Genomic DNA, 12,817 nt, shown 5'->3' on the forward strand with positions numbered 1-12,817 from the left:
CACCCGCCGTCCCCGCGCAGTTCCGCCGAGGAGCCAAATCTGGCCACGGTCAGTCAAGTTGCCCATCAGGAGGCCCGATGTCCTCGCACACCACCGGACGGCGCCGCGTCCGCCGTACCGCCGCTTCCGGTCTGCCCCTGGCCCTGGCCGCCGCCCTCGTGGCGGCCGGCACGGCCGCGGCAGCGCCCTCGGGGGACGCGCATGTCACCCGCGCGGCGACGCTCGGTGACATCCCCCTCGGTGCGTTCAGCGACGCGCTGCTGCCCGGCAGCGTGAGCGACGACCGGGGCATCGACCTCGGCGGCATCGGCAGCGACATCTACCCGGCGGGCCGCAAGGGCGAGTACTGGACGGTGACCGACCGGGGCCCCAACGGCCAGATCAAGGTGAGCGGCCAGAAGCGCCGCACCTTCCCGGTGCCGGGCTTCGACCCGGCGATCGTGAAGATCCGGGTGTCCGGCGACACGGTGAAGGTGATCGACGCGATCCCGCTCACCACGTCCTCCGGGAAGGCCGTCACCGGGCTCCCGAACCAGCAGGGCCGCGACGAGGCGCCGTACACCTACGACGCCGCCTCGCAGCTGTCGTACAACCCGAACGGGGTGGACACCGAGGGGATCGTGCGGGCCGGGGACGGGACCTTCTGGCTCGTCGACGAGTACGGCCCGTCACTGATCCACGTCTCCGCGCGTGGGAAGGTGCTCACGCGCTACGTCCCCCGGGGGCTCGGCCTCACCGGCACGGACTACCCGGTCGTGGAGGCGCTGCCGTCCGTGCTGCTGCACCGGAAGACCAACCGTGGCTTCGAGGGGCTGGCCAAGCTGCCCGGCGGCGACCTGGTACTGGCCCTGCAGAGCCCGCTCTCGCTGCCGGACGGGGACGCCGGGGACGCGTCGCGGACGACCCGTCTGCTGCGGTTCTCGCCGAAGAAGAAGGCGGTCACCGCCGAGTACGCCTACCGGTTCGACGCGGTGAACGTGGTCGACCCGAGCGAGGACGACACCTCGGAGCTCAAGATCTCCTCGGTGGTGGCCGTGGGCCGTGACCGGCTGCTGGTCGAGGAGCGCACCGACAAGGCGGCCCGGCTGCAGGTGGTGAAGCTGGGGCGCGAGGCGGACATCCTGGACGGCCCCTGGGACGACGACACGACGTCTCCGTCCCTGGAGCAGCTGGACGACCCGGCGGCCGAGGGCGTCCCGGTGCTCGCCAAGCGCCTCGTCGTCGACCTGGGCAAGGTCTCCGGGGTGCCCGGGAAGATCGAGGGCGTCGCGCGCGTGGACGACGACACGCTCGCGCTCGTCAACGACAACGACTTCGGGATGACGGACGGCTCAGGTGCCTTCGACGCGCAGGGCCGGCTGGTGGACAGCGGCATCGAGACGACCGTGACGTACGTCCGGCTGCCCCACGGCATCTGACGGCGCCGCCTCAGGGCAGCGTGTCCGGGAACGAGCTGACGAACGACTCGAAGTCGCTCGGCACCTCGCTCGGCAGCACACTGGGGAACCCCGACGGCAGACCGCTAGGCAGCCTGGAGGGCAGCCCCGACGGCAGCCTGCTGGGCAGCTCGGTCGGAAGTCTGAACGAGGGCCGGGGAGTCGCGCTGCTCGCGCCGCTCCCCGGCTTCTGGTCGTCCGGGGATCCGTCGTCCCCGGAGGCCATCAGCACCACTGCGAGGACCGCCCCGGCCGTGACGAGCACGGCGAGGACGGCGAAGAGCGGGCCCCGGCGCCGCTGCGGGCCGGGGCCCGGACCGTCGGCGGGCGGTCCGAAGCCGCCACCCGGCGGTCCGGGCGGCGGAGGCGGTACGGACGGTGTGGTCATACCGTCCACCATCGCCGCCTGCGGTCCACGAGGCGAGCGGCGCACGGAAGTTGATACCGGCTCACGCCACGGACCGTACGATTCCGGCGCACTGCGCGCGCGGGCCGGTCGGCGGCACGCGCGCGTACGCTGCACCGGCACGCGCGCGTGTGTGCGCTCAGCCGCGCGCCCCCAGCAGATGGTCCATGGCCAGCTGGTCGAGGTGCTCGAAGGCCATCCCGCGCGCGGCGGCGGCCTCCACGTCGAAGTCCTCGAAGGCCGTGCGGTCGGCGAGCAGCGCCTGGAGGCCGTCCGCCGCGGTGGGCTGCGCCAGCTGGTCGAGGCGCGCGGCGCGCAGCGCCTCCTGGACCTCCGGGTCGGCCCGGAAGGCGGCCGCACGCTCCTTCAGGATGAGGTAGTTGCGCATGCAGCCGGCCGCCGAGGCCCACACCCCGTCGAGGTCCTCGGTCCGCGGCGGCTTGAAGTCGAAGTGGCGGGGACCGTCGTAACCGGCGCTCTCCAGGAGGTCGACCAGCCAGAAGGCGGACCGCAGGTCGCCCGCGCCGAAGCGGAGGTCCTGGTCGTACTTGATGCCGGACTGGCCGTTGAGGTCGATGTGGAAGAGCTTGCCCGCCCACAGGGCCTGCGCGATGCCGTGCGGGAAGTTGAGCCCGGCCATCTGCTCGTGGCCGACCTCGGGGTTGACGCCGTACAGCTCGGGCCGCTCCAGGCGCTCGATGAAGGCGAGCGCGTGGCCGACGGTGGGCAGCAGGATGTCGCCGCGCGGCTCGTTCGGCTTGGGCTCGATGGCGAAGCGCAGGTCGTAGCCCTGGGAGGTCACGTACTCGCCGAGGAGGTCGAAGGCCTCCTTCATGCGGTCGAGGGCGACCCGCACGTCCTTGGCCGCGCCGGACTCGGCGCCCTCGCGTCCGCCCCAGGCCACGTACGTCTTCGCGCCCAGCTCGACCGCCAGGTCGATGTTGCGGACGGTCTTGCGCAGCGCGTAGCGGCGCACGTCGCGGTCGTTGGCGGTGAACGCGCCGTCCTTGAAGACCGGGTGCGTGAAGAGGTTGGTGGTGGCCATCGGCACGGTCATGCCGGTCGCGTCCAGGGCCTGGCGGAAGCGCTTGATGTGCGACTCGCGCTCGCTGTCCGAGGACCCGAAGGGGATCAGGTCGTCGTCGTGGAAGGTCACTCCGTAGGCGCCGAGCTCGGCCAGGCGCTGCACCGTCTCGACGGGGTCGAGGGCGCGGCGCGTGGCGTCGCCGAACGGGTCCCGTCCCTGCCAGCCGACGGTCCACAGGCCGAAGGTGAACCTGTTCTCGGGGGTGGGCTGGTAGCTCATGCCGCGGCTCCTTGCTCGCTTGCGACTATTTCGTCATGGCGATTTACAAATTAGTATGCGCTCGCGTCCCTGGGAAGGGACAAGATGTCCTCGAGGTCGGATCTCGAGACCAGATCCCGCGAGCCGCGGAAAGAGGGAGAGCCCGATGTCAGCAGCCGAGGGTCCGCTCGTCGTCGGCGTGGACTCGTCCACCCAGTCCACCAAGGTCCTGGTCGTCGACGCGGCCACCGGGCAGGTCGTGGCGAGCGGCCAGGCGCCGCACACCGTCTCCTTGGGCGCCGGCCGGGAGAGCGACCCGCGCCAGTGGTGGGAGGCCCTGTGCGCGGCGCTCCAGCAGTGCGGGGACGCCGCCCACGAGGCCGCCGCGGTGTCGATCGGCGGCCAGCAGCACGGCCTGGTCACCCTGGACGCCCGGGGTGAGCCGGTGCGCCCGGCGCTGCTGTGGAACGACGTGCGTTCAGCGCCCCAGGCCCGCCGCCTGGTCGAAGAGCTGGGCGGCCCGAAGGCCTGGGCGGAACGGACCGGCAGCGTGCCCGGCGCGTCCTTCACGGTGACCAAGTGGGCCTGGCTCGCCGAGCACGAACCGGACGCGGTCCGTGCCACCGCGGCCGTCCGGCTGCCCCACGACTACCTCACCGGGCACCTGACCGGCCAGGGCACCACCGACCGCGGCGACGCCTCCGGCACGGGCTGGTGGGCGTCCGGGACCGAGGCGTACGACGAGGAGATCCTCGCGCATGTGGGGCTCGACCCCGCGCTGCTGCCCCGGGTGGTGCGGCCGGGCGAGGTGGCCGGGACGGTGCGCGACAGCCACGACCTGCCGTTCTCCAAGGGCACCCTGGTCGCCGCCGGCACCGGCGACAACGCCGCCGCGGCGCTGGGCCTCGGGCTGCGTCCGGGCACCCCGGTGCTCAGCCTCGGCACCTCGGGCACGGTGTACGCCGTCTCGACGCGCCGGCCCGCCGACCCGAGCGGCACCGTCGCGGGCTTCGCCGACGCCCGTGGCGACTGGCTGCCGCTGGCCTGCACCCTGAACTGCACGCTCGCGGTCGACCGGGTCGCGACCCTGCTGGGCCTGGACCGGGAGGCCGTCGAGCCCGGCACCTCCGTGACGCTCCTGCCGTACCTGGACGGCGAGCGCACCCCGAATCTGCCGAACGCCTCCGGTCTGCTGCACGGGCTGCGCCACGACACCACCGCCGGGCAGCTGCTGCAGGCGGCGTACGACGGCGCCGTGCACTCCCTGCTCGGCGCGCTCGACCTGGTGCTCGACGAGGACGCGGACCGCTCGGCGCCGCTGCTGCTGATCGGCGGCGGTGCCCGGGGCTCGGCCTGGCAGCAGACGGTACGGCGGCTGTCGGGGCGGCCGGTCCAGGTGCCCGAGGCCAGGGAACTGGTCGCGCTGGGCGCCGCGGCGCAGGCGGCCGGGCTGCTGACCGGCGAGGACCCGGCCGCGGTCGCCCGCCGCTGGAACACGGCGGCCGGACCGGTGTTCGACGCGGTGGAGCGGGACGAGGAGACGCTGGCCCGGATCGCCGGGGTAGTCTCCGACGCGGCCCCGCTGCTGGAGCGGGCGGACGGCCGCTGAGCCACCCCTCACAGGCACGCCCACGAGGGCCACGGACCGAGGACTGACTTCAGGCATGACCGCATCGCCGCACGAGGGCCGCCCGGCCGGCCCCGGCCGGGCTCTGCCCGACACCCAGCAGGGCATGCGCCGCCGCAACCTCGCCCGGGTGATGCACGCCGTCAGCGCCGAGGGACCGCTCTCGCGTGCCGCGGTCGCCTCGCGCATCGGCCTGACGCGGGCGGCGGTCTCGACGCTGGTGGACGAGCTGATCCGGTTCGGCCTGCTGGAGGAGCTGGGCCCCGAGCGGCCCGGCCGGGTGGGCCGGCCGGGGTCGGCGCTCGCGCTCAGCGGGCGGGGGCCGGCCGGGATCGGGGCGGAGATCGGCGTCGACCACCTCGCGGTGTGTGCGGTGGACCTGCGCGGCGAAGTCCGGGCCCGGGCCGTCCGGCACTGCGCGAACCGGGGCCGAGCGCCCGAACCGGTGCTGGAGGAGCTCGACGCGCTCGTCCGCCGGGTCGTGGCCGAGGCCGAGCGGGAGGGACTGTGGCCCGCCGGGCTCGCGGTCGCCGTACCCGGCCTGGTTGCGCGGGACGGCCGTACGGTCGTACGCGCCCCTAACCTCGACTGGCACGACACGGACCTCGGCGGTCTGCTACCCACCGGCATACCGCTGACCGTGGACAACGAGGCCAACCTCGGTGCCCTGGCCGAACTCTGGCTCGGGCAGGACACCCCGGGCGACTTCCTGCACGTGTCGGCCGAGATCGGCATCGGCGCCGCGGTCGTCGTGGACGGCCGGCTGCTGCGCGGCAAGCGGGGCTTCGCGGGCGAGCTGGGGCATGTGCCGGTCCGCCCCGACGGGCCCCGCTGCCCGTGCGGCGGACGCGGCTGTCTGGAGCAGTACGCCGGTGAGGAAGCGGTTCTGCGCGCGGCCGGGCTCGAACCGGGTGAGGATCTCGTCGGGCTCCTGGCCCGGCGCGCCGACGACGGGGACGCGGGTGTACGACGGGCCCTCCAGGACGCCGGTACCGCCCTGGGCATCGCCCTGACCGGAGCGGTCAACCTGCTGGACCCCGAGTCCGTCGTCCTGGGCGGCGCGCTGGCGGGGCTGTCGCCGTGGCTCCTGCCGTCGCTGGAGGCCGAGCTGGCGAGCCGGACGGCGGGCCCCGCCTGCCCGGTGTCGGTGTCCCGCCTGGGCCCCGAGGGACCGCTGCTCGGCGCCGCGCACTCCGTGATACGCGCCGTGCTCGACGATCCGGCGACGGTGGCGGAGCGGGGTTGAGGGCCGCGCACGGCCGGCCGTACCGCACACGATTCACCGATGGTCGAGTTCACCAGGGAGGCACACGTGACGGAATGGTTACCCCGTGAGGAGTGGGTCGGGACCCAGCCGCAGGCCCTGCTGGCCTCGTGCGTGGTGATGCTGGACGGCCGCGGCCGCGTCCTGCTCCTGCGCTACGGACCCGGTCAGCCGACCGCCGGTACGTGGTGGCTGCCGGGCGGGATGGTCGACCACGGGGAGGACCCGTGGGCGGCGGCGCGGCGGGAGATGCGGGAGGAGACCGGCATCGAACTCGGCCCCACCCCCGCCCTGATCGGCGTCGACCACCGGGTGGACGTCCTGGGGACGGGACCCGTGCTCGACTGCTTCTTCCACGGCGGCACCCTCGACGCCGAGGCGGAGGTCCGGCTCAGCGCCGAACACGACCGCCATGGGCTGTTCACCCTCGACGAGCTGACCGACACGCCGCTCACCGCCCGCCTCCGCACCCTCACCGCCCTGCGCACGGCGGCGCTGTCCGGAAGTGTCGTCTGTCTGCGGGAGGGTGAGCCCCTGTGATGTCTAGGCGTCCCGCTTCCACGGGCCGACGGCGAGCTTCCCCGTGGTGCCCAGGTCCAGCTCCGGGGTCACCATCACCGGCGCGGCGCCGGGCTTCGCCCAGACCCTGACGTACGGGACGTCGAGCGCGGTACCGGAGAGGACGGTGTTGCGCCACACCAGACCGGCGTGGGCGCCCTCGCCCGGCTTCAGGGACAAGGGGCGGGCCGGGCCGTCGGCCCCGGTGCCGGAGGCGATGGCCGAACCGTCGTGCAGGATCCGTACACCGGAGACCGGCCGGTGTTCCTCGTCGAGAGGGCCCACCCGGGGGTAGCCGGTGAGGCGCTGGGTCCGGGTACCGCAGTTCACCAGATGGAGGCCCACCACGCGCAGGCCCATGGCGGCGTCCCCCTCGTCGGCGTACAGGCGCAGTCCCGAGGACGGGCAGGGGCCGCCCGGGGCGGGTGCCTCGTCGACGGGGACGCTCCTGACCTTGTCGACGCGCACCCGTGACCAGCCCTGCGCGCCCCCCAGCAGGTCGCCGACGCCGACGGTGCCGGTCACCGTCCGGCCGGGTCCGACGGACGGCACGATGCGGGAGCCGTCGGCCACGCGGGATCCGGAGTCGGAGAGGAAGGCGAAGGTGACGGTGTAGGTGAAGGGTTCCGTCGCGTGGTTGGTGATCTGGAACTCCGCGCAGTCCCCCGCTCTGCCGCCCCCCGGATCGGTGACCCTGACACCGGCCGTCTCCTCGGCGGCGGGCTCGGAGGGCGCCGCCGACCGCGAGGAGAACTCCGTACCGCACGCCGGGCCGTTGGACGAACCGGCGGAACTCGCCGCCTGGGTGCAGGAGGTGAGGAGCAGCAGGCCGATGACGGCGGACAGGCCGGCGGGGACGGTACGCATCCGCCGAGTGGATCAGGAAGCGACCACGATGGGCTGTGGCGGAAGCCACTGCTCCGGTCACAGGGCCGTCACAGGCCCGCTTCACTCGATCGAGTGGCCGAGTTGTCCACAAAACAGCCGCCGTCCACGGAACGGCTCGCCGTCCTTCTGCCCAACCCGCAAGCACCGTACCGTGATTCACGCGAGGCGCTGCCGGCGTGGCCTCGCGTACTCGCGGAACACACATGATCGGGGGGAGACACATGTCGGGGGAAACGTCTGAGCCGGACGCGTGTCAGTTCGCAACCCGGGCGGTCGATTCGCCGTTGGCGAGGGTGTGCGACACCAACGACCACGGCTGCGCGAGACGGCCGTGACTCTCCACCGCTGACCGCGCTCCCGCACGCCCCCACACCGGAAGGCAATCCCATCATGCACCGGGACAGACCCCTCCCCACCAGAAGACGCCTGCTGAAGGGGGCCGCCCTGGCCGCCGTCCCCTGCGCACTGCTCCCCAGCACGCGGGCCGGAGCCGAAACCGAGGCCGTCGACTACCCGGCCGCCGAGTGGCAGCCGGCGACCACCTCCAACTACACGGCGTCCAGCCGCCCGTACACCTACGCGGTCGACCGCGTGATCATCCACGTCACCCAGGAGACCTATACCGACACGCTGACCATCTTCCGGAACCCGCAGAAGCAAGTGTCCGCGCACTACCTGGTGCGCTCCGCCGACGGGCACGTCGCACAGTGCGTACGCGAGGCGGACGTCGCCTGGCACGCGGGGAACTGGGACTACAACACGCGCAGCATCGGCATCGAGCACGAGGGCTGGGTGGACCAGCCCGCCTACTTCACCGACGCCCTGTACGAGCAGTCGGCGAGGCTGACGGCGGCGATCTGCGACACATACGGCATCCCCAAGGACCGGGCCCACATCATCGGGCACTACCAGGTACCGGGGACCGACCACACCGATCCGGGGCCGAACTGGGACTGGGTCCGCTACCTCAGACTGGTCAACTTCGTCTGACCGGTTGTCCGGGTCACCACCCCGAGTGACGATGTCCCCAGCCGCATCGCCCTCCGGGAGGCCGAGTTGTCCGATCCGTGGGTGGCCCTGGAGCCCGGGGCCGACCCCGCCGAGCGCGTCCGGGTGCTGCGCCGGGCGCACGAGACGTTCACCACGGCGGGTACCGTGCCGCGGCCGGTGCGGTCGGTGGTGGCGGACTCGTGGCGGCGCAGCGCGCGGGCGGGCGTCGGTCCGGAGGGCACCGCCAGCGTGGAGCTGACGGACGGTGACCTGGGCGCCTACCGCGCGGAGCACCCGCTGGCCCGGGTGATGCCGCTGGTCCGGGAGCTGATGGGGCCGTTCGCCGCGGACGGCGAGCATCTGCTGGCGGTGTGCGACGCGCACGGCAGGCTGTTGTGGGTCGAGGGCCATCCGGCCACCCGGCGCCGGGCGGACCGGATGAACTTCGTGCCGGGCGCGCGCTGGGCGGAGACCGCGGTCGGGACGAACGCGCCGGGCACGGCGGTCGCCGTGGACCGGCCGGTGCAGGTGTTCGCGGCGGAGCACTTCATCCGGCGGGTGCAGCCGTGGACCTGCGCCGCCGCGCCGGTGCACGATCCGCACACCGGCCGGGTGCTGGGCGCGCTGGACATCACCGGCGGCGACGGGCTGGCGCACCCGCACAGCCTGGGCTTCGTACAGGCAGTGGCGCGCGCCGCCGAGTCGCAGCTGGCGCTGCTCGTCCCGCCGCGCCCCGCCGACGAGGCGCCCGCGCTGACCGCGCTGGGCCGCGACGAGGCCATGCTCCGGCTGGACGGGCGCCGGATCATGCTCAGCCGTCGCCACAGTGAGCTGCTGGTGCTGCTCGCCCGCCATCCCGAGGGCCTGACCGGCGACGAACTGCTGTGCGCGCTGTACGAGGACGAGGCGGTGACGCCGGTGACGCTGCGCGCCGAACTGGCCCGGCTGCGCCGGCTCCTGGGACCGGGGCTGCTGGCGTCCCGCCCGTACCGGCTGACGGCTCCGGTCGAGTCGGACGTCGCCGTAGTCGAACGGCGGCTGCGGTCGGGCGCCGTGACCTCGGCGGCCGCGGCGTACACGGGTCCCCTGCTGCCCGCCTCCCAGGCTCCGGCGGTGGTGCGGCTGCGGCGTCGCCTGGACGAGGGGCTGCGGGCCGTGCTGATCGCCCGCCGCGACCCCGATCTGCTCGCGGACTGGGCGCACGCGCCCTGGGGCGAGGACGACCTGGAGGTATGGCGGGCGCTCGCGGCGGTGCGTCCGACGGCGGCGGTACGGGCGCGGCTCACGGCGCTGGAGTCGGAACTGGCGGCCCCCGCACACCGGGCGCCACGCTGACCGGCCGCGCAACGTGGTCGCAACGTTTCGCTTCCTACCCTCGCGCCGGGAGCTGCCCAACGGCGGGCAGCGCTTCACCGGGAGGCAGACCAGCATGACCCGTTACGCGGCACCCGGCACCGAGGGCGCGATCGTCTCCTACCAGGCGCGCTACGACCACTTCATCGGCGGCGAGTACGTGCCGCCGGCTCGCGGTCAGTACTTCGAGAACCCCTCCCCGGTGAACGGGCAGCCGTTCACGGAGATCGCGCGCGGCACCGCGGAGGACGTGGAGCGGGCGCTCGACGCGGCGCACGCGGCCGCGCCCGGCTGGGGCCGTACGTCGGTGACGGAGCGCTCCGACATCCTGCTGAAGATCGCCGACCGTATGGAGGCCTACCTCGAACCCCTGGCGGTCGCCGAGAGCTGGGAGAACGGCAAGCCGGTGCGCGAGACGCTGGCCGCCGACATCCCGCTGGCCATCGACCACTTCCGGTACTTCGCGGGGGCGATCCGCGCGCAGGAGGGTTCGCTGGGCGAGATCGACGACGACACCGTGGCGTACCACTTCCACGAACCGCTCGGCGTGGTCGCGCAGATCATCCCCTGGAACTTCCCGATCCTGATGGCGGTCTGGAAGCTCGCCCCGGCGCTCGCGGCGGGCAACGCGGTCGTCATCAAGCCCGCCGAGCAGACCCCGGCCTCCATCCACTACTGGATGAGCCTGATCGCCGACCTGCTGCCCCCGGGTGTGGTCAACATCGTCAACGGCTTCGGTGTGGAGGCGGGCAAGCCGCTGGCGTCCAGCCCGCGGGTCGCGAAGGTCGCGTTCACCGGTGAGACCACCACGGGGCGGCTGATCATGCAGTACGCCTCCGAGAACATCAAACCGGTCACGCTGGAGCTCGGCGGCAAGTCGCCGAACATCTTCTTCGACGACGTCTGGGCGCACGACGACGACTTCCGCGACAAGGCGCTCGAAGGCTTCACGATGTTCGCGCTCAACCAGGGCGAGGTGTGCACCTGCCCCTCCCGGGCGCTGGTCCAGCGCGGCCACTACGCCGAGTTCCTCGACGCCGCCGTCGCCCGCACCCGGCAGATCAAGCCCGGCCACCCCCTCGACACCGACACGATGATCGGCGCCCAGGCCTCCAACGATCAGTTGGAGAAGATCCTCTCCTACCTGGACGTCGGCCGGCAGGAAGGCGCCAAGGTACTCACCGGCGGCGAACGCATCGAGTACGACGGCGAGCTGAAGGGCGGCTACTACGTCCAGCCGACCATCTTCGAGGGCGACAACCGCATGCGGATCTTCCAGGAGGAGATCTTCGGCCCCGTCGTCTCCGTGACCGGCTTCGACGACTTCGACGACGCCATCAAGACCGCCAACGACACCCTCTACGGCCTCGGCGCCGGCGTCTGGACCCGCGACGCCACCACGGCCTACCGCGCCGGCCGCGCCATCCAGGCGGGCCGGGTCTGGACGAACTGCTACCACGCGTATCCCGCACACGCGGCGTTCGGCGGCTACAAGCAGTCCGGGATCGGGCGTGAGACGCACAAGATGATGCTGGAGCACTACCAGCAGACGAAGAACCTGCTGGTGTCGTACTCGCCGAAGAAGCTGGGCTTCTTCTAGACACCGAAGCCCGGCGCCCGACCATTCACAGGAACGAGAGAGTCTTCAGCAGGAGCCCAGGAGCCGACAGGAAGTCGAAGTGGCCGCCGGGCAGCGGGACGTACTCCACCTCCGGTGAGTAGTGCCGCCAACCGTCCATCTGCCCGAGGCGGATCTCCGCGTCCTCGGTCCAGTGCAGCACCGAGATCGGGCTCTGCACGGTCACCGGAGCCGGGCGCCTGTACAGCCGGTTCACCTCCAGGTCCTTGTGCAGGACTTCGAGCGCGAGGTCGATCAGGACCGGATGGGGGACGCCGCCGCGCATGGTCACAAGGTTGCACATCTCCGCGCGCAACTGGTCCTCGTCCAGGCCGAGATACCGGTCGTACGGGCAGTGGTGCGGAGCCACCTGCGCCGATACGTAGAGCCGTGCCGGGGCCGGGAGGCCGATGTCGGCGAGGCGGTGGGCGGTCTCGAAGGCCGGCAGGGCGCCGGCGCAGTGGCCGAAGAACGCGAAGGGCCGGTCCAGATACGGCTCCAGGTACTCGACGAGTTCCACGGCGAGCCGCTCGTAACTGCCGTAGTGCGGCTCGCGGGAGCGGTTCTCCCGTCCGGGCGGCTGGATGGGGCAGACCTCGATGCCGTCGATCTCCTCGGGCCACCGGCTGAACATCGACGCGCCCACACCGGAGTAGGGGAAGCACAGGAGACGTCCGACGGGGTCCGACTGGGGCCGGCGCAGCAGCCAGTTACCACTCATGTCAGGCTCCCATTCTCCCGGCCACCGACGCGGCGGCGGCCGATTCGTAGGCGAAGATGACGGCCTGAACCCGGTTACGCAGGCCCAACTTGCTGAATATCTCCTGGACGTGCGACTTGACCGTGGAACCGGCGACGCAGAGCGCGGTGGCGATCTCCGCGTTGGACATCCCCCTGGCCAGCAGGCGGAGTACCTCGTGCTCGCGCTCGGTCAGTGTCGGTAGCGCGCCGATCCTCGGAACGTTGTGGGCGAGCCGCTGCACGAGTGTGCGTTCGACCGGCAGATAGCCGGACGCCAGCAGACGTACGGCGGAAGCCAGTTCACCTGCGGCCACCTGTCGGCGCATGATCGCGCAGCCGCCGAGCCTGAGCACGTCCAGGTCCATGTGGCTGATGTCGGAACCGAGGATGAGCACCGAGGCCGGTCCGCTGCGCGCCGCCGCCGCCAGCTGCCTGACCTGCCCCAGCAGGAAGTCCGCGTCCTTGATCACGGGTACGTCGACGACGAAGAGCGCCGGATCCAGCTGGGCGCCGAACCGGCAGGCCTGACTCATGTTCGCCGCTTCCCCGACGACCTTGACCGATGGTTCGCTGCCGAGGATCGATCTGATCCCGTTGCGGACGAAGGCGTCCTCCGCAACGAGCACGACGCTCATCCCTGTCACATCAGTC

The 12,817-nt window shown here is 72.5% G+C and carries 12 protein-coding genes; 7 read left to right on the forward strand and 5 right to left on the reverse strand.

All coding sequences use genetic code 11. The features are described 5' to 3' along the window. Nucleotides 1-77: 77 nt before the first annotated feature. A complete protein-coding gene (locus ACZ7L0_RS22990) occupies nt 78-1,418 on the forward strand; it encodes an esterase-like activity of phytase family protein (RefSeq protein WP_471244383.1) in 1,341 nt (446 codons plus the stop codon). 10 nt (nt 1,419-1,428) lie between these two features. On the opposite strand, the gene ACZ7L0_RS22995 is transcribed toward ACZ7L0_RS22990, so the two are convergent. After that, nucleotides 1,429-1,824, reverse strand: a complete 396-nt coding sequence (locus tag ACZ7L0_RS22995) for a hypothetical protein (RefSeq protein WP_471244384.1) — start codon at nt 1,822-1,824, stop codon at nt 1,429-1,431. Nucleotides 1,825-1,981: 157 nt separating this feature from the next. Then, complete coding sequence (gene xylA, locus ACZ7L0_RS23000) at nt 1,982-3,148, reverse strand: xylose isomerase (RefSeq protein WP_471244385.1); 1,167 nt, start codon at nt 3,146-3,148, stop codon at nt 1,982-1,984. A 145-nt stretch (nt 3,149-3,293) separates the two neighbouring features. Between xylA and xylB the strand changes: the two genes are divergently transcribed. The 3 genes from xylB (at nt 3,294) to ACZ7L0_RS23015 (ending at nt 6,558) form a co-directional block, all read left to right on the forward strand. After that, on the forward strand, nt 3,294-4,736 hold the full coding sequence (xylB, locus tag ACZ7L0_RS23005) for a xylulokinase (protein ID WP_471244386.1): 1,443 nt from the start codon (nt 3,294-3,296) through the stop codon (nt 4,734-4,736). 55 nt (nt 4,737-4,791) lie between these two features. Next, nucleotides 4,792-6,000 (forward strand): ROK family protein, encoded by a 1,209-nt coding sequence (locus ACZ7L0_RS23010; protein ID WP_471244387.1) that lies wholly within the window; start codon nt 4,792-4,794, stop codon nt 5,998-6,000. 66 nt (nt 6,001-6,066) lie between these two features. Then, complete coding sequence (locus ACZ7L0_RS23015) at nt 6,067-6,558, forward strand: NUDIX hydrolase (RefSeq protein ID WP_471244388.1); 492 nt, start codon at nt 6,067-6,069, stop codon at nt 6,556-6,558. Between the two features lie 3 nt (nt 6,559-6,561). On the opposite strand, the gene ACZ7L0_RS23020 is transcribed toward ACZ7L0_RS23015, so the two are convergent. Continuing rightward, entirely contained in the window at nt 6,562-7,443 is an 882-nt protein-coding gene (locus ACZ7L0_RS23020) for a DUF4232 domain-containing protein (RefSeq protein ID WP_471244389.1), read from the reverse strand. 411 nt (nt 7,444-7,854) lie between these two features. On the opposite strand from ACZ7L0_RS23020, the gene ACZ7L0_RS23025 reads away from it, so the two are divergent. From ACZ7L0_RS23025 to exaC, 3 genes are all read left to right on the forward strand, one after another. Next, a complete protein-coding gene (locus ACZ7L0_RS23025; protein ID WP_471244390.1) occupies nt 7,855-8,454 on the forward strand; it encodes an N-acetylmuramoyl-L-alanine amidase in 600 nt (199 codons plus the stop codon). Nucleotides 8,455-8,520: 66 nt separating this feature from the next. Further along, complete coding sequence (locus ACZ7L0_RS23030) at nt 8,521-9,789, forward strand: GAF domain-containing protein (RefSeq protein WP_471244391.1); 1,269 nt, start codon at nt 8,521-8,523, stop codon at nt 9,787-9,789. A 94-nt stretch (nt 9,790-9,883) separates the two neighbouring features. Further along, nucleotides 9,884-11,407, forward strand: coding sequence for an acetaldehyde dehydrogenase ExaC (exaC, locus tag ACZ7L0_RS23035; protein ID WP_471244392.1), 1,524 nt, complete (start codon nt 9,884-9,886; stop codon nt 11,405-11,407). Nucleotides 11,408-11,432: 25 nt separating this feature from the next. Here the strand turns inward: exaC and ACZ7L0_RS23040 are convergent, their stop codons facing one another. Then, nucleotides 11,433-12,146 carry a thioesterase II family protein gene (locus ACZ7L0_RS23040; RefSeq protein WP_471244393.1) on the reverse strand — a complete coding sequence of 238 codons (714 nt, stop codon included), beginning with the start codon at nt 12,144-12,146 and terminating at the stop codon, nt 11,433-11,435. Nucleotide 12,147: 1 nt separating this feature from the next. Next, nucleotides 12,148-12,801, reverse strand: coding sequence for a response regulator transcription factor (locus ACZ7L0_RS23045; protein ID WP_471244600.1), 654 nt, complete (start codon nt 12,799-12,801; stop codon nt 12,148-12,150). Nucleotides 12,802-12,817 lie beyond the last annotated feature (16 nt).

The sequence above is a fragment of the Streptomyces sp. NPDC039424 genome, from assembly GCF_055639495.1.

What these genes read in the sequence shown, in the direction of transcription:
- ACZ7L0_RS22990 (WP_471244383.1), top strand. Translation starts at nt 78, where the DNA reads ATGTCCTCGCACACCACCGGACGGCGCCGCGTCCGCCGTACCGCCGCT.
- ACZ7L0_RS22995 (WP_471244384.1), bottom strand. Translation starts at nt 1,824, where the DNA reads ATGACCACACCGTCCGTACCGCCTCCGCCGCCCGGACCGCCGGGTGGC.
- xylA (WP_471244385.1), bottom strand. Translation starts at nt 3,148, where the DNA reads ATGAGCTACCAGCCCACCCCCGAGAACAGGTTCACCTTCGGCCTGTGG.
- xylB (WP_471244386.1), top strand. Translation starts at nt 3,294, where the DNA reads ATGTCAGCAGCCGAGGGTCCGCTCGTCGTCGGCGTGGACTCGTCCACC.
- ACZ7L0_RS23010 (WP_471244387.1), top strand. Translation starts at nt 4,792, where the DNA reads ATGACCGCATCGCCGCACGAGGGCCGCCCGGCCGGCCCCGGCCGGGCT.
- ACZ7L0_RS23020 (WP_471244389.1), bottom strand. Translation starts at nt 7,443, where the DNA reads ATGCGTACCGTCCCCGCCGGCCTGTCCGCCGTCATCGGCCTGCTGCTC.
- ACZ7L0_RS23025 (WP_471244390.1), top strand. Translation starts at nt 7,855, where the DNA reads ATGCACCGGGACAGACCCCTCCCCACCAGAAGACGCCTGCTGAAGGGG.
- exaC (WP_471244392.1), top strand. Translation starts at nt 9,884, where the DNA reads ATGACCCGTTACGCGGCACCCGGCACCGAGGGCGCGATCGTCTCCTAC.
- ACZ7L0_RS23040 (WP_471244393.1), bottom strand. Translation starts at nt 12,146, where the DNA reads ATGAGTGGTAACTGGCTGCTGCGCCGGCCCCAGTCGGACCCCGTCGGA.
- ACZ7L0_RS23045 (WP_471244600.1), bottom strand. Translation starts at nt 12,801, where the DNA reads ATGAGCGTCGTGCTCGTTGCGGAGGACGCCTTCGTCCGCAACGGGATC.